17 protein-coding genes and 1 tRNA gene are annotated in these 15,172 nt (G+C 65.9%); 12 read left to right on the top strand and 6 right to left on the bottom strand.

What is annotated here, in order from left to right; translation table 11 throughout:
• Positions 1-8: 8 nt before the first annotated feature.
• A complete protein-coding gene (miaA, locus tag ACUXST_RS02700; RefSeq protein ID WP_458388403.1) occupies positions 9-944 on the bottom strand; it encodes a tRNA (adenosine(37)-N6)-dimethylallyltransferase MiaA in 936 nt (311 codons plus the stop codon).
• Here miaA and serB point away from each other — a divergent pair.
• The gene (gene serB, locus ACUXST_RS02705; protein ID WP_458388404.1) at positions 937-1,815 is read left to right on the top strand and encodes a phosphoserine phosphatase SerB; all 879 of its coding nucleotides are present in this window, start codon (positions 937-939) and stop codon (positions 1,813-1,815) included. The two genes, miaA and serB, sit on opposite strands and share 8 nt — an antisense overlap.
• Position 1,816: 1 nt before the next feature.
• On the opposite strand, the gene ACUXST_RS02710 is transcribed toward serB, so the two are convergent.
• The gene (locus ACUXST_RS02710; RefSeq protein ID WP_458388405.1) at positions 1,817-2,773 is read right to left on the bottom strand and encodes an SPOR domain-containing protein; all 957 of its coding nucleotides are present in this window, start codon (positions 2,771-2,773) and stop codon (positions 1,817-1,819) included.
• A gap of 135 nt (positions 2,774-2,908) precedes the next feature.
• On the opposite strand from ACUXST_RS02710, the gene ACUXST_RS02715 reads away from it, so the two are divergent.
• Genes ACUXST_RS02715 through ACUXST_RS02725 form a run of 3 tightly spaced genes read left to right on the top strand, consistent with a single transcriptional unit; the run spans position 2,909 to position 5,665 of the window.
• Positions 2,909-3,631, top strand: coding sequence for an AAA family ATPase (locus ACUXST_RS02715; protein ID WP_458388406.1), 723 nt, complete (start codon positions 2,909-2,911; stop codon positions 3,629-3,631).
• Between the two features lie 8 nt (positions 3,632-3,639).
• A complete protein-coding gene (locus ACUXST_RS02720) occupies positions 3,640-4,263 on the top strand; it encodes a hypothetical protein (protein ID WP_458388407.1) in 624 nt (207 codons plus the stop codon).
• Positions 4,264-4,267: 4 nt separating this feature from the next.
• Positions 4,268-5,665 carry an SPOR domain-containing protein gene (locus tag ACUXST_RS02725; protein ID WP_458388408.1) on the top strand — a complete coding sequence of 466 codons (1,398 nt, stop codon included), beginning with the start codon at positions 4,268-4,270 and terminating at the stop codon, positions 5,663-5,665.
• Here ACUXST_RS02725 and ACUXST_RS02730 read toward each other — a convergent pair.
• From ACUXST_RS02730 to ACUXST_RS02740, 3 genes are read right to left on the bottom strand one after another with little or no spacing between them, the layout of a single operon-like run.
• Entirely contained in the window at positions 5,662-6,558 is an 897-nt protein-coding gene (locus tag ACUXST_RS02730) for an aspartate carbamoyltransferase catalytic subunit (protein ID WP_458388409.1), read from the bottom strand. The two genes, ACUXST_RS02725 and ACUXST_RS02730, sit on opposite strands and share 4 nt — an antisense overlap.
• A 5-nt stretch (positions 6,559-6,563) precedes the next feature.
• Entirely contained in the window at positions 6,564-7,037 is a 474-nt protein-coding gene (gene ruvX / locus ACUXST_RS02735) for a Holliday junction resolvase RuvX (protein ID WP_458389000.1), read from the bottom strand.
• Positions 7,034-8,137: a DUF3089 domain-containing protein gene (locus ACUXST_RS02740; RefSeq protein WP_458388410.1), complete on the bottom strand. Its 1,104-nt coding sequence runs from the start codon at positions 8,135-8,137 to the stop codon at positions 7,034-7,036. Before ACUXST_RS02740 ends, ruvX begins: the two co-directional genes overlap by 4 nt.
• A 101-nt stretch (positions 8,138-8,238) precedes the next feature.
• Here ACUXST_RS02740 and gatC point away from each other — a divergent pair, with 101 nt between their 5' ends.
• The 5 genes from gatC to ACUXST_RS02765 are packed head-to-tail and all read left to right on the top strand — an operon-like array spanning position 8,239 to position 12,051.
• Positions 8,239-8,526 carry an Asp-tRNA(Asn)/Glu-tRNA(Gln) amidotransferase subunit GatC gene (gatC, locus tag ACUXST_RS02745; protein WP_458388411.1) on the top strand — a complete coding sequence of 96 codons (288 nt, stop codon included), beginning with the start codon at positions 8,239-8,241 and terminating at the stop codon, positions 8,524-8,526.
• Positions 8,523-9,995: an Asp-tRNA(Asn)/Glu-tRNA(Gln) amidotransferase subunit GatA gene (gene gatA / locus ACUXST_RS02750; protein ID WP_458388412.1), complete on the top strand. Its 1,473-nt coding sequence runs from the start codon at positions 8,523-8,525 to the stop codon at positions 9,993-9,995. The genes gatC and gatA overlap by 4 nt, the downstream gene beginning before the upstream one ends.
• On the top strand, positions 9,989-10,345 hold the full coding sequence (locus ACUXST_RS02755) for a hypothetical protein (protein WP_458388413.1): 357 nt from the start codon (positions 9,989-9,991) through the stop codon (positions 10,343-10,345). The genes gatA and ACUXST_RS02755 overlap by 7 nt, the downstream gene beginning before the upstream one ends.
• The gene (gene gatB, locus ACUXST_RS02760; RefSeq protein WP_458388414.1) at positions 10,342-11,814 is read left to right on the top strand and encodes an Asp-tRNA(Asn)/Glu-tRNA(Gln) amidotransferase subunit GatB; all 1,473 of its coding nucleotides are present in this window, start codon (positions 10,342-10,344) and stop codon (positions 11,812-11,814) included. Before ACUXST_RS02755 ends, gatB begins: the two co-directional genes overlap by 4 nt.
• Before the next feature lie 3 nt (positions 11,815-11,817).
• Positions 11,818-12,051, top strand: a complete 234-nt coding sequence (locus ACUXST_RS02765) for a hypothetical protein (RefSeq protein ID WP_458388415.1) — start codon at positions 11,818-11,820, stop codon at positions 12,049-12,051.
• Here the strand turns inward: ACUXST_RS02765 and ACUXST_RS02770 are convergent.
• Entirely contained in the window at positions 12,048-12,215 is a 168-nt protein-coding gene (locus tag ACUXST_RS02770; protein ID WP_458388416.1) for a hypothetical protein, read from the bottom strand. The genes ACUXST_RS02765 and ACUXST_RS02770 overlap by 4 nt on opposite strands.
• A gap of 111 nt (positions 12,216-12,326) precedes the next feature.
• On the opposite strand from ACUXST_RS02770, the gene ACUXST_RS02775 reads away from it, so the two are divergent.
• The 3 genes from ACUXST_RS02775 to ACUXST_RS02785 all read left to right on the top strand — a co-directional run bounded on the left by ACUXST_RS02775 (position 12,327) and on the right by ACUXST_RS02785 (position 15,172).
• A tRNA-Leu gene (locus ACUXST_RS02775) sits at positions 12,327-12,411 on the top strand.
• Between the two features lie 89 nt (positions 12,412-12,500).
• On the top strand, positions 12,501-14,129 hold the full coding sequence (tig, locus tag ACUXST_RS02780) for a trigger factor (protein ID WP_458389001.1): 1,629 nt from the start codon (positions 12,501-12,503) through the stop codon (positions 14,127-14,129).
• Between the two features lie 104 nt (positions 14,130-14,233).
• Positions 14,234-15,172, top strand: a complete 939-nt coding sequence (locus tag ACUXST_RS02785) for a glycosyltransferase family 2 protein (protein WP_458388417.1) — start codon at positions 14,234-14,236, stop codon at positions 15,170-15,172.

The raw sequence follows: 15,172 nt of genomic DNA on the forward strand, positions 1-15,172 counted from the left end.
GGCGGCGACTAACCTTTCGTGCCCAGCAGTTCCAGCGCCGCTGCCATTGTCGCGCTGCCGAGCGGCTCAAGAAAGCGTGGCCAATGGGGGGGTGGCTGGTGCGAGAACCAGGTATATTGCCGCTTGGCATAGCGGCGGGTCGCCTGCTGACCGGCGGCAATGGCCGCTTCGAGAGACAGTTCGCCGCGGATGTACGCGGCCAACTCCGGCACGCCGATTGCTCGCATCGCAGGCAATTTGGGGTTGAGCTTGCGGGCGAGCAGCATCTCGACTTCGGCGATCGCGCCCCGCTGGACCATCGTCGCAAACCGCTCGTCGCAGCGGGCATAGAGCCAGTCACGCGGCGAAAGCAGGATCAGTGGCCGCAACGCGATGGCGTCGCGAATGCCGCCTGCTCGCGCCGACTGCCACTCCTGAAGCGTCCGTCCGGTCGATAGCACCACTTCGAGCGCTCGCTCCGACCGGGCTCTGTCCCCCCGGTTGAGCCGGGCCGCCGCTCCGGGGTCTTTCTGCTCAAGCCGGCTTCGAAGCTCCTCGAGGGGCGCTTGCCGAACCTCTGCCCGCACCGCGGGATCGATCCCCGGAACCGGCGCGATCCCATCAAGCAAGGTCCGGATGTAAAGGCCGGTGCCGCCGACAAGTATCGGCAGGCGCCCCTCCGCCTGGACGTCCTCGATCTCGCTCCGCGCCAGCTCTGCCCAGTCCGGCGCCGAGCACGGATCGGCAGCATCGCGAACCCCGTAGAGCCGGTGATCGGCTCGCTCGAGCTCCGCTGCGCAAGGAGCTGCGCTTACGACCGTCAGATCCCGGTAGATCTGGGCGCTATCGGCATTGACGATCGCTCCGCCGGTGCGTTCGGCCAGCGCCAGTGCAAGTGCCGACTTGCCGCTTGCGGTCGGTCCGGCAATTAGGGCGACCGGAGGTTTTGCAGACGCGATGGCCATTGCGACGCTGATAGCAGCGGGACGACTGGATGACAGGTTGATCGACCGCGCCCTTGGGCTGCTGCGCGAGATCGATCCCGCTGCTGCGTTCGGCGGCTGGATCGACGAGGGCGACGCAGCGGACCTGAAGTTCAAAGGCGATCTCAAGTCCGCGCGTTGGTCGCTCGCCGGGATGGAAGAGGTCGACGTGTTCGTCCAGGCGGACGAGCCGCGTTGGCGGCGGCTGTTGGTCGCCGACATGGATTCCACCATCATCGGCCAGGAGTGCCTCGACGAGCTCGCCGACTACGCTGGGCTCAAGGAGCAGGTGGCGCGCATCACCGATCGCGCGATGCGCGGCGAGCTCGACTTCCGGGGTGCGCTCAAGGAACGGGTGCGGATGCTTGCCGGGCTAGATGAAGGCGCACTTGGCCGCTGCCTCAAGGAGAGGGTGAGCTTCACGAGCGGAGCCGAGACCCTCGTTCAGACGATGCGGGCGGGCGGTGCACGCTGCATGCTTGTCTCAGGGGGTTTCCTGTCCTTTGCCGAGCCGGTCGCGAAGGCGGTGGGCTTCGACCGCGTGCGCGCCAATCGCTTCGTATTCGCTGGCGGTAAGCTGAGCGGCGAGGTGGGCGACCCGATCGTCGACGCGACTGCCAAGCGCGACGCGCTCATCGAAGTGCGCGAACAGCTCGGCCTCTCGGCCGCGGACGTGCTCGCGGTCGGCGATGGAGCGAATGACAAACCAATGATCGAGGAGGCGGGGCTGGGCGTCGCGTTCCGCGCCAAGCCGGCACTGGCGCAGGTTGCCGACGCTGAGCTCAAGCATCACGGCCTTGATGCCTTGCTATGGGCGCAGGGCGTGCGCCGCCGCGACTGGTTCCGCCGCTAGGCTATTTCGCCGGCACCGGTAAACAGGCCTGTCCGCGCGCCGCAAGTGCGTGGCAAGCGCTTACCGCCGCAGCGCGGCTCTCGAACGGACCGACCTGCAGCCGCGTGATCGCACCGACGGACGTGTAGACTGCGGAGCGGCCGCCAAGTGCGCTGCTGCCTGACACTTTGCGGAACAGGGCCTCCGCCGAGCTGCGCTGCGAAAAAGCGCCGAGCTGAATGCGCCACGCACCGGAACGGGGAGCGGCGACAGCAGCGGGCGCAGAAACATGCCGGACCGGCGCGGCAGCGGTCTTGGCCGGGGCCTTCGCGGGCGCGGCTGCTTCCTCCGGAGAGGTTTTCGCCGCAATCTTGGGCGCGGGCTTTTCCACCGGCGCCTTTCGTGCAGTTTTCTTCGTCGCGCCTTTGGCCGCCGCGATCAGCGTTAGTGCCTTCTTGCGCTCTGCCGGTGTCAGCAGCTTGTCCATCTGCGCCTGCGTGTCCTTCGCTGCGACGAGACCCTGCGTTGCAGCCCGGCTCACGTAGGCAAATCCAAGGGAGCTGTTCTGGGTGACGGTGTCGCCGTTGAACAACGCCGTTCCGTAGACGAGCATCGCCGGCGGGTCGTTCTGTTCCGCGGCCGCTTTCAGCCACCTAAGGCCTGCCGCTCTGTTGCCGCTCTGGAACAGCAGCAGCCCCAGCGTCGTCTCGGCATCGACATTGCCTTGCTGCGCCGAGCGCTCGAGCCAGGTCTGTGCGGCGGCGAGGTTGGTCGGCATGCCGCGGCCAAGGCGATACGCCTGCGCGAGATTGAACTGCGCGTCGGGATCGCCGCTCTCCGCAAGCGGACGCCAGATCTTTACCGCGTCGGCGTAATCCTGCCGCTGCCATGCTTCGATACCGCTTTTCACGGACTGTGCGCTCAGCGGGAAAGCAATCCCGACGAACAGTGCCGCTGCGAGCAAATGCCTGTGATTCACTGATCCTCCACCCGTGGCCGAGCTTAGCGGAGCCGGAGCAGCGCGCAAATAAGGTCGTGCCAGTGTTAACCAGATTTTAGAGCCTTAGGTGCCACTTCGACCCCTGAATTGACGTCACACCGCGAGGGGAAAAGCATGCGCGTTCTGGCAATGGCATCGCAGAAGGGCGGGTCTGGCAAGACGACTCTGTCCGGCCATCTTGCGGTGCAGGCGCAGCTGGCAGGGGCCGGCCCCGTCTGCCTGATCGATATCGATCCGCAGGGCAGCCTTGCCGATTGGTGGAACGAGCGCGAGGCCGATATGCCGGCCTTCGCACAAACGACCGTGGCGCGTCTCGCGTCCGACCTCGAGGTGCTCCGTCAGCAGGGTTTCCGCCTCGCCGTCGTCGATACGCCCCCTGCAATCACGATGGCCATCCAGAGCGTCATCGCCGTCGCCGAGCTTATCGTCATTCCGACCCGTCCAAGCCCGCACGATCTTCGTGCGGTCGGCGCGACCGTTGATCTGTGCGACCGTGCCGGCAAGCCGCTGATCTTCGTCGTTAATGCGGCAACGCCCAAGGCGAAGATCACTTACGAAGCCGCCGTCGCGCTCTCGCAGCACGGCACCGTGGCTCCGGTCACCGTCCACCATCGCACCGACTTTGCCGCCTCGATGATCGACGGCCGCACGGTGATGGAGATCGATCCCAACGGACGCTCCGCCAAGGAAGTCGTCGAACTCTGGGAATATATCTCCGACCGTCTCGAGAAGAACTTCCGTCGAACCGTGTTCGCAGCCCCGGGTGCAGCCCAGGGCAATGCAACGGCTAGTCCGCGTCCCGTCGGTGGCTTCGGCCGCCGCGTCGTCGGCCAGTGAAGGGGACGATGACGGTGGCTAGCGAACCCAAGCCTTTCGCCTCACTCTCTTCCGGACTTCTGGCGCGCAAGGGCGCGGCCCGTCCCGCCATGCGGCCCCAGGGTTTCGGCCAGGGCGGTGCAAGTCTCGAGGATCTCGGCTGGAACGACATGGGCTTCGAGCCGCCCAAGCCGACCGAAGTCGCTCGCGACGTCGCGCATGATGCCTTTGGCGACGACGTCGTCGAGCATCCGCGGGTTGCACATCCGACGGGGCTCACTCCGGTCCAGTCGCCAGTCCACACGCAGCATGCAGAGATCGCCGATCGCTTCGCCGTCGATGACGAAGCTGAGGAACCGCAGGAGAGTGCAGAGGTCGTGGCGTTCGAGCCGGCGCCGGTCGTCGTCCGCGCCCCCGTCGTAGGCCAAGCGCCGACGCCGCGCCGTGCTCCGCGTGAGCGCGTTGCGCCCGGGAGCAAGGCCAAGGCAGCGTTCACGCTTCGCCTCGATCCGCCCCGCCACCTGAAGCTGCGGCTCGCCTGCGCCGTCAACGGCCGGTCAGCCCAACAGCTGGTCACCGATGCTCTCGACCAGTTTCTGCAATCCATGCCCGAACTCGAAGCCATGGCCGAGAAGGCCAAACGCAAGGGATAATCTCATGTCCAAGCCCGTCCGCTTTGGCTCTGTCGTTTCGCTGCTCGTCGTCTCCTCGATGATGGTCGGCTGCGCCGCGCCGCAAGGGCGGGCGCTTACCGCCGGCTCGACCTCGATGAAGGGCGATGTGGCCCTTGCGCTTCGCGCCGCTGCTGCTCTGAACTCCAACGACTATCCTGCTGCTGTCGCGCTCGCGGAACGTGCCGCCCAGAAGACCCCGCAGGACGCCACCGTTCGCACGCTGCTCGGCAACGCCTATTTCGCCTCCGGCCGCTTCGCTTCGGCGGAAGCCGCCTACAAGGACTCGCTGTTCGTCCAGTCCAACCAGCCCGGTGTCATCCTGAAGCTCGTCTTGGTGCAGATTGCGGAAGGGAAGACTGCCGAAGCGCTGACTTTCCTGGACGCCGGCAGGGACGTCATCGACGCGGCCGATTATGGCCTTGCGCTTGCGCTTGCGGGTCGGCCGGAAGCCGGCGTCTCCGTGCTCGAACCGGCTGCCCGGAGCGTGGGTGCGGATGCTCGCGTCCGCCAGAACCTCGCACTTGCTTATGCGCTCTCGGGCGACTGGGCGAAGGCGCGCACCATTGCCAGCCAGGACGTTCCGGCCGACCAGCTCGACGCGCGCATTCATCAGTGGATGCAGCTCGCAAGTCCGCACCGGGCATCCGACCAGGTCGCAGCGCTGGTGGGCGTAACGCCTGCCGCCAGCGACCCTGGCCAGCCGGTTCAGCTCGCGCTGCGCCAGGCTGACACCCGGTTCGCCCAGGCCGCTCCAGCTCCGGCGCCTGCGCCTGTCGCGAGCGTGGCGGTGAACCTTCCGCTTCCAGAGGAAGAACCGGCACTTGCCCAGCAGCCGATGCCCGCACCGCTCGAGCAGGCCGTGTATTCCGAACCCGCTCCAGCGCCGCTGCCGGCCGTTGCAGTTGCTCCGGAGCCCAGCGCTTCCCAAGCGCCGGTCCATCAAGCTGCCATGACGATGGCGCAGGCCGCCATGGCCTCTCCCGAGGCTCCCGCTGCGTTCGCCGCGATGGTCACCAAGGCTCCGTTCCACGCACCGGCCCGCAAGGCTCCGCAGGTCCGCCACGCAGCCGTCGCTCCGCATCTCCTCGGCACCCGCAAGGGCCAGTCCGGAACAGTCGTGCAGATCGGCGCCTACGCCGCACCGCAGCGGGTTGCCGCCGCCTGGACCGCCGCTTCGCGCCGCTTCGGCGGACTTCGCGCCTACACTCCGATGAGCGCCCGTTTCGATGGCCCGAAGGGGACGGTCTACCGTCTTTCGGTCAAGGGCTTCACGACTCTTGGGGAAGCCAAGAGCCTGTGCCTGTCCGTTCGCCGCGCAGGTGGGAGCTGCTTCGTCCGCAACTTTGCCGGCGACGCTCCCGTCCAGATCGCGATGCGTTAGGCCGCGCTGCCAAGCAGTATCTCGAGGCAGGCCATGCGGACTGCCACGCCCATTTCGACCTGAAGCGTGATCAATGACCGTTGCGGATCGTCGGCGACCTCGTCGGCGATCTCGACGCCGCGGTTCATCGGGCCGGGGTGCATGACAACCGCATTCGGTGCTGCGCTGGCGAGCCGCTCTGCCGTAAGACCGTAACGGGCGAGATATTCTCCCGGACCGTCGCCGAAATCGTCGTCCATCCGCTCCCGCTGTACGCGGAGCATCATCACCACGTCCGCGCCTGCGATCGCCTCATCGACGGACATCGGCGGGTGCTCGGAAGGCATCAGCTCCGGCGGCCCTGCAAGGCGCAGCTCGGCGCCTAACCGCGGCAGCAGCTTTGCATTGGACCGCGCCACCCGGCTATGGCGGATGTCCCCGCAGATCGCCACCTTGAGGCCGTTGATCCGCCCGAACCGAAGTTCGATCGCGGCCGCATCGAGAAGCGCCTGCGTCGGGTGCTCGTTGGTGCCGTCGCCGGCGTTGATCACCGGCGTGTCCATGATCTGTGCAACTCTTGCCGGCGCTCCATTGTCGCGATGCCGGATGACCAGAGCGTCGGGGCGCATCGCATTCAGCGTCCGCGCCGTGTCCTCCAGCGTCTCCCCCTTCTTCACGGACGAATGCTCCACCGAGAGCGACACCGGTGCAGCCCCGAGGCGGTGCGTCGCCGTCGCGAAGGACATCGCCGTGCGCGTCGAATTTTCGTAGAAAAGGTTGAAGACCAGCTTCCCGGCAAGCGGCTCGCCGACCCGGCCGGCGCGATTCTGCTCGAACCAGTGCCGCCCTCGGATGAGGATGGTGCCAATCTGACTGTCAGTCAGCGAATCGATGGAAAGCAGGTCCACGAGCATGGCGCTTATTGGGCCGGCCCCAGATTGGCCAGCGCGTCAATTGCGCCCTGCAGAATGTGCGCCGCGGCGAGCGCATCCACTTTCTCCGCCCGCCGCGCTCGGCTGACGTCCGCGGCGATCATCGCCCGCTGCACCGCCTGGGTCGACCAGCGCTCGTCCCAGAGGAGAACCGGCAGTTCCAGCGGCGCCAGGTTGCGGGCGAAGGCCCGAACCGACTGGGTGCGTGGCGAATCGCTGCCGTCCATGTTGAGCGGGAGGCCCACCACGACTCCGGCGATCCGCTCCCGCGCTACAATCTGGCGCAATGCCTCGAGATCCTGCGTGAACTTGGTCCTGCGGATCGTCTCCGCGGGCCCGGCGAAGTGCCAGCCTGCGTCACAGATCGCGACGCCGACCGTCTTGGTGCCGACGTCCAGACCCGCAAGCTTGCCGCCGTCCGCAAGAGCGGCTCCGAACTCGGCGGCTTCTGCGGTGATCAGCGATGCCACGCCGCAAGCCGCCGTTGCGCGTCCTGGCGGATCGCTCCCCAGAACAGCGCATAGTCGTAGACATGATAGTTGTTGCCGGGCAGCACGAATGGCCCAAGCGGCGGGATGTCGCCGCTGACGATCAGCAGCCCCTTGTCGCAGCGCGCGCCGACCCGCCCGGTTTGCAGGTTCGCGGACTTGAGGTCGGCCGTTGGCACCAGCGTTCCCGGGTTGTCCCGCGGGGGCGCCGCGCTGTCCGGCGTGCCGGTCAGCGGATTGACGCAAAGCAAGTCCTCACGATTGCGTTCGCCCCCGGCCAGTCCAGCGGAGCCCTGATAGGAATTCAGGACGAGGTCGGGATTGGGTGGGTCGCCAAAGGTCAGCCACGACAGGATGCACCCGCTCTGGTCAGGAGCCGCGCATGCCGGAAGTCCAAGCGCCGGAAGGTCGGCGGTGCGGCTGATTGGCCAGCCGACGACGTAGGCAGCGACCACTCGACTCGCGATGGGCTTGCCGGCGATCCTCTCCCGAAGCAGCCGCTCGAGGTGCAACGCGCCCTGGCTATGCCCAGCAAGGATGATCGGCCGGTCGCCCGCCTCTTTCAGGAACTGGTCGAACGCCGCGATCACGTCACGATAAGCGAGATCGAGCGCCTTTTGCGCATCGCTGCTGCTGAGCAGGAACGCACCAAACGCCGCCTGCCGGTAGCGCGGCGCCCAAATCTGCCCGCTGCCATTGAACGCGCTCGCCTGGCTCTGGGTGAACAGCTGCGTCCGGAACTCGGAATCGCCACCCGGCAGGAGAGGGGCGTTCCAGCGGTCCGTGTAGAGATATGTCGTCGGGTGAATGTAGAAGACCGCCGCGTTCCCGACGGTCGCCTGTTGCACGCCTTCGGGCAGCCATGTCGCCGGCCCGCTCGTCCCCGGCTGCGAGACCCAGTTTGACGGTTGCGTGTAGTCGGGAGCGCCGTCTGCCGCCGGAGCGACGAAGTGCCCCTTCGGAACGGCGCTGTTGATGAGCACGCGGTCGCCGAACTGGAAAATGGCGAACGCTCCTGCGACGCCGATCAGCGTCAGGACGAAGATGACGATCAGGAACCGGCGAGCGCACATGTGCGGCGCGCCCTATTGAGCGGGAGCGCACCCGGCAAGCGTGCCACCGCCACGATCACCCGCTTGCCCCCTCATACCCTGCCGGTTATCGCGCCGCGGCAATGTCCGTATCCCCCGAACAGGTCCGCCACATCGCCAAGCTGGCGCGCATCGCCATGAGCGACGAGGAAATCGAGCGCCTCGCGCCCGAGCTCAACAACATCCTCGGCTGGGTCGAGCAGCTCGGCGAGGTGAACACCGACGGCGTCGAGCCGCTGGCGACGGTGATTGACCAGAAGCTCCGGCTCCGGGACGACGTCCTCAACGACGGCAACATCCGCGAGGACATCCTCGCCAACGCCCCCGAAGCGCAACATGGCTTCTTCGCAGTGCCCAAGGTGATCGAGTGACCGATCTAACCGCCAAGACGATCGCCGAGTTGCGCGACGGCTTCCGCTCGGGCGAGTTCAGCGCCCGGGAGATCGCTGAAGGCTATAACGCCGCGGTGGCCGCCGCGCGGACGCTCAACGCCTACACGGTCGAAACACCAGAAGACGCGCTCGCTGCTGCCGATGGAGCCGATCAGGCGCGCGGCTCAGGCGATCTGCCGTCGCTCGCAGGCATCCCGCTGGGCATCAAGGACCTGTTCGCCACCAAGGGGGTCGACACGACGGCCGGCAGCCACATCCTCAAGGACTTCCGCCCGCCCTACGAAAGCACCGTCACCGCAAACCTGCGCAAGGCAGGGGCGGGGATGCTCGGCAAGCTCAACATGGACGAGTTCGCCATGGGCTCGTCTAACGAGACCAGCACCTACGGTCCGGTCATCAGTCCGTGGCGGCGCGGGGGCAGCAATGTTGGCTTGACCCCCGGCGGCTCGTCTGGCGGCTCGGCGGCGGCAGTTGCGGCGGGCATCGCACCGGGCGTGACCGGCACCGACACCGGCGGCTCCATCCGGCAGCCTGCCGCCTTCGTCGGAATCAGCGGGATCAAGCCGACCTACGGCCGCTGCTCGCGGTGGGGCATCGTCTCCTTCGCGAGCTCGCTCGATCAGGCGGGACCGATGGCCAAGACGGTTCGCGATTGCGCGATCCTGCTCGAGGCGATGGCCGGGTTCGATCCGAAGGATTCGACCTCGCTCGACGTGCCGGTGCCCAAATGGGAAGCGGGATTGTCGAGCGATCTCAGGGGCAAGCGCGTCGGAATTCCCAGGGAATATCGAATTGACGGCGTGCCCGGCGAGATCGACGCATTGTGGGAACGTGGTATCGAATGGCTGAAGGATGCGGGCGCCGAGCCGGTCGAGATCAGCCTTCCGCACACCAAGTATGCGCTTCCGACCTACTACATCATCGCGCCAGCGGAGGCCTCGTCCAACCTCGCCCGCTACGACGGGGTTCGCTACGGCCTGCGCGAAGAGGGCGTGAAGACGCTGGACGACATGTACGCCGCGACGCGTGCCGCCGGCTTCGGCGCAGAAGTGAAGCGCCGCATCATGATCGGCACCTACGTTCTCTCCGCCGGCTTCTATGATGCCTACTTCACCAAGGCGCAGAAGGTCCGAGCCCTCATCAAGCAGGACTTCCGTGAGGCCTTCGAGCAGTGCGACGTGATCCTGACGCCGACCGCCCCAAGCGCGGCCTTCGGCATCGGCGAGACCACCGATCCGCTGGCGATGTACCTCAACGACGTGTTCGCAGTCCCGGCCAGCCTCGCCGGCCTCCCGGCGATGAGCGTTCCCGGCGGCCTCGACGGCCAAGGGCTGCCGCTCGGCCTGCACCTGATCGGCAACGAGCTCGATGAGCAGACGGTACTCAACGCCGGCCTGGCGATAGAAGAGCGGGCAGGGTTCACCGCGCGACCGGAGAAGTGGTGGTGAAGATCGCCGCGCTCGCGGCCGTTTTAGCTCTTTCTGGATGCCAGGACACCGTCACTCATAGAGAACGGATACGGTTTTCGCGTGGTTCTGTTGAACTTGTCATCACATCGGTGGGTTCGGCCATCGACGGTGAAAAGTATCAGCTCGCGTTCAATCGCGGGGAAAAATCGCAGACCTTCTTCACAGGTTGGGATTTTAGCGAGTTTCATGTCGCCGAGCGCACAGGAAGAATCCAAATTCAGATGTGCAAAGGCCACATCGAACAGGCAGACCCAATTGCGATCACCGACACCGACTTGGTCTGGCCTGAATTGAACTGGAACTGCTTGGACAAGAGCCACGAAGCATGAGTGAATTCCGCATCAAAGGCGATACCGCGGACTGGGAGGTCGTGGTCGGCCTTGAGGTCCACGCGCAGATCACGGCGACGGCCTCGAAGCTGTTCTCCGGCGCGGCCACGGCGTTCGGCGCCGAGCCGAATACGCAGGTCAGCCTCGTGGACGCGGCCATGCCGGGCATGCTCCCGGTTCCGAACCGTGAATGCATCCGCCAGGCGGTGCGCACCGGCATGGCGCTCGACGCCAAGATCAATTCCTGGAGCCGGTTCGACCGCAAGAACTACTTCTACGCCGACCTGCCGCAGGGCTATCAGATCAGCCAGCTCTACCACCCGCTGGTCGGCGAGGGCGAGATCGAGGTGCTGGTCGACGACAAGGACGACAGCAGCGCCAAGACGATCGGCATCGAGCGCATCCACGTCGAGCAGGACGCCGGTAAGCTGATGCACGACCAGCATCCGACGATGAGCTACGTCGACCTCAACCGCTGCGGCGTCGCGCTGATGGAAATCGTCTCGCGGCCCGACATGCGTTCGCCCGCCGAGGCAGGGGCTTACCTGCGGAAGTTGAGAGCGATCCTGCGCTACGTCGGCTCGTGTGACGGCAATATGGAAGAAGGGTCGATGCGCGCCGACGTCAACGTCAGCGTGAGGAAGCCCGGCGAGGAATTCGGAACCCGGACCGAGACGAAGAACGTGAACAGCGTGCGTTTCGTCATGGCGGTTATCGAGCATGAGGCGCGCCGACAGGTCGAATTGATCGAAGGCGGCGGTACGATCGTCCAGGAAACCCGCCTCTACGATCCCGACAAGAACGTCACCCGGTCGCTGCGGTCCAAGGAAGACGCGCACGACTACCGCTATTTCCCCGATCCCGACCTGTTGCCGCTCGAGCTGGACGAAGCCTTCGTCGAGGAATGCCGCGCGAGCCTCCCGGAGCTGCCGGATGCAAAGCGCAAGCGATATGAAGGGCAGGGTATCACGCCTTACAACGCCAGCGTCCTGACCGCCGAAGTCGAGATCGCGCGCTGGTTCGACGCGCTGCTTGAAGCAGGAGCCGAGCCAAGGCAGGCCGCGAACTGGGTGGTCGCCGAGCTGTTCGGCGCCCTGAATCGCCTCGGCAAGAGCATCGAGGACAGCCCGGTCAGCCCGACCCAAGCCGGCGAACTGCTGAGACTGGTCGCCGACGGCACCATCTCCGGCAGCCTCGCCAAGCAGGTGTTCGAGATCATGCTCGAAACAGGCGAAGGAGCCACATCCATCGTCGAGAGCCGCAATCTCAAGCAGACGAGCGACACCGGTGCGATCGACGCCGAGATCGACAAGATTCTCACCGCCAATGTCGACAAGGTTCAGCAGTACCGCGACGGCAAGCAACAGCTGTTCGGCTTCTTCGTCGGGCAGACCATGAAGGCGATGGCCGGCAAGGCCAATCCTCAGGTCGTCAACGAACGGCTGCGGGCGAAGCTCGACGGCGGCTAGCGCATGAAGGCTAGCGCTGCTGCGATGACGGCGCACGGAAGCCCCTGGGACAATGACCGGCGAGTGCCGATCCTGTTCTGGAGGCGCGGCCTTCCGGCCAAGTCGGTCGACGTGCCGGCAGTTACGGTCGATATCCTGCCCACGCTCGCCGCAATAGTTGGACTGCCGCTCGCTCCCGGCGAGGTGGACGGCGTTTGCCTCAAGGCAGTTGCGGGGAGCGCCTGCGGCGCGCGCTAGCCGACGGGCGACACCGGGGTCGTCGGCGGCTCTGTTCCCGGGGTCGTCGGCGAGGGTACGTCCACGTCCGGGCCGCGGACCGGTGTCTCTGGCGGAGCTTCGGTCGGCTGTCCCGGCTGAGATGGTTGGGCCGGCTCTTCGGGAAAGGGTGGGAGCTGCTGCATTCGATCGTCTCCTTTTCCTTCCAACGATTGCCGGCGGCGGCAGTTGCGGCTGGCCGCAGCGGCTTGCTCCGGGCCGTGTGCCTGTTATAGCGCCCGCCTTCGTCGGGCCGCGCGCGCGTGGCGGAATTGGTAGACGCGCTGGATTTAGGTTCCAGTATCGAAAGATGTGGGGGTTCGAGTCCCTTCGCGCGCACCAACACCACGCGCAGGCAGTCCGGGGGACTGCCGAGCATGGTGTTCGCGCCCCAGAACAGAATTCTTCATCAGGACTTTAGCAACGTGATGATCAAGACCGTCGAGACCGAGAACCAGGGCCTCAAGCGCGCCTTCATGCTGACCATCCCGGCCGAGGACATCGAGGCGCGGGTGGAAACGGAAGTGAGGCGCCTTGCGCCCCAGGTGCGGATGCCCGGCTTCCGGCCCGGCAAGGTGCCGCCGAACCTCATTCGCAAGATGCACGGCGAGTCTCTTCGCGGCGAGGCCCTCCAGGGCGCGGTCCAGGACGGTGTCCAGCAGCTCCTGAGCGAACAGAAGATCCGCCCGGCACTGCAGCCGCAGGTCGAACTCGACGAAGCCTACGAGCCCGGCAAGGACGCCGAGGTCACGGTCCGCCTCGAAGCGCTTCCCGACGTGCCCGCGGCGGAGATTGGCGACCTCACGCTTGAGCGCCTGACGGTCGAAGTCGACGACTCCCAGGTCGACGAGCAGCTGCGCCAGCTCGCCAATTCTTCCAAGAACTGGAACGACGCTCCCGAGGGCCACGCGGCCGAGAACGGCGACCTTGTCGTCATCGACTTCGAAGGCAAGGTCGGCGGCAAGGCGTTCGAGGGCGGCAAGGGCGAGGACATGTCGGTCGAGCTTGGCTCCGGCCAGCTGATCCCCGGCTTTGAGGACCAGCTGGTCGGTGCCCGCGTCGGCGAGACCCGCGACCTTAACGTGACCTTCCCGGAGGATTATCCGTCCGACAATCTCAAGGGCAAGGACGCGACGTTCACCGCGACGATCAAGGCAGTTCGTACGGCAAGCGAGCGCGGCGTCGACGAAGACTTCGCCAAGTCGCTCGGTCTGGAAAGTCTCGACCAGCTGAAGGGACTGATCCGCGACCAGCAGTCGCAGGAGCTGAACCGTCTGACCCGCACGCACATGAAGCGCCAACTGCTTGACCAGCTTGCCAGCCGGCACGACTTCGTAGTGCCGGAAAGCATGGTGGACGCCGAGTTCGAGAACATCATGTCGCAGCTTCGCCACGAAGCCAGCCACGACGAAGATCCCGAAGGCTCGCTTGCCGAGATCGAGAAGGACTCTGCCGACTATCGCCACATCGCCGAGCGCCGCGTCCGCCTTGGCCTGCTGCTGTCGGAGATCGGAGCCGCGAACGGCGTCGAGATCAACGAGCAGGAAATGCGGGCACTGATCGGCCAGGCTGCCTCGCAGTACCAGGGCAAGGACCGCGAGGCGTTCCTGCGTTACATCCAGCAGGAGCCAATGGCGGCTGCTCAGCTCCGCGCGCCGCTCTACGAAGACAAGGTTGTCGATTTCCTCTTCTCCAAGGCGGAGATCAGCGACCGCACGGCAACGCGCGCCGAGCTCGAAGCCGACCTGGAATCCGAAGAGGGTCACGTCCATGGACCGGGCTGCGGGCACGATCACGGTGACGCCGTGAAGCCGAAGACCGCCAAGAAGAGAGCCGCGAAGGGCAGCAAGCCGGCTGCCAAGAAGGCGGATATCGTCGAGAGCGCCGATGCTGCGCCGAAGTCGGCCAGGAAGTCGGACATCGTCGAAGCCGACGCTGCTCCAAAGCCCGCTAAGCCGAAGAAGAGCGAGCCTGCCAACAAGGCTCAGGCGAAGGCCGAAGACAGTGTGAAGCCGTCGGAAGCCAAGGCCGCCAAGAAGGCGCCCGCCAAAAAGAAGTAGGGTCCCGCTCGTCCAGAGCTTGTCGAGACGGCTGCCTTGTCCTTAACCTTGGATCGGCGGCGAGGGCAGGCACTCGACGGGCCTGTTCGAACGGTTGAGGGGGGATGATGGCGAAGCTGCAACCGCGCATTGCCGTGCTCCTGCCCTGCTACAATGAGGAAGCGGCGATTGCGGCTACGGTCGCGGGCTTTCGTGAAGCGCTGCCTGGCGCGACCGTTTACGTCTATGACAACAACAGCCGTGACCGCACTTGCGAGATCGCAGCGAAGGCCGGCGCGGTCGTTCGCACCGAACGCCAGCAGGGCAAGGGCAACGTCGTGCGGCGCATGTTCGCCGACATCGACGCCGACGTTTACATTATGGCCGACGGCGACCTGACCTACGATCCGAACGCCGCCCCGGCCATGGTCGACATGCTTCTCGACGAACAACTCGACATGGTCGTCGGCACCCGCAAGCACGAGGAGAAGGACGCCTATCGCGGCGGTCATGTCCTGGGAAATCGCCTGTTTACGGGCATCCTGTCGGGCCTGTTCGGCCGCAGTTTCAGCGACATCTTCTCGGGCTACCGGGTATTTTCCCGCCGCTTCGTGAAAAGCTTCCCAGTGCTCTCGTCTGGCTTCGAAATCGAAACCGAGATGAGCGTCCACGCGCTCGAGCTCAGGATGCCGGTGGGCGAGGTCGAGACCGCTTATGGTGCCCGGCCTCAAGGATCGGAGTCCAAGCTGTCCACGTTCGGAGACGGCTGGCGCATCCTGAAGACCATCGGCACCCTGTACCGGGTTGAGCGTCCCGCGCTGTTCTTCGGGGCCGTCGGGGCGATCCTGGTCATCGTGGCACTGCTGCTCTCCGTGCCGCTGATCGTGACCTACCTGCACACGCACCTCGTGCCGCGCTTTCCGACCGCTATCCTGGTCACCGGGATCATCATCATCGCCGTGCTGTGCTTCTTCGCCGGTTTGATCCTCGACACCGTGACTCGCGGCCGCCGCGAAGTCCGTCGGCTCGCCTACCTCGCCCAGCCCGCGCCAGCACGAAGCTGA

The sequence above is a fragment of the Sphingomonas sp. F9_3S_D5_B_2 genome (assembly GCF_054263715.1).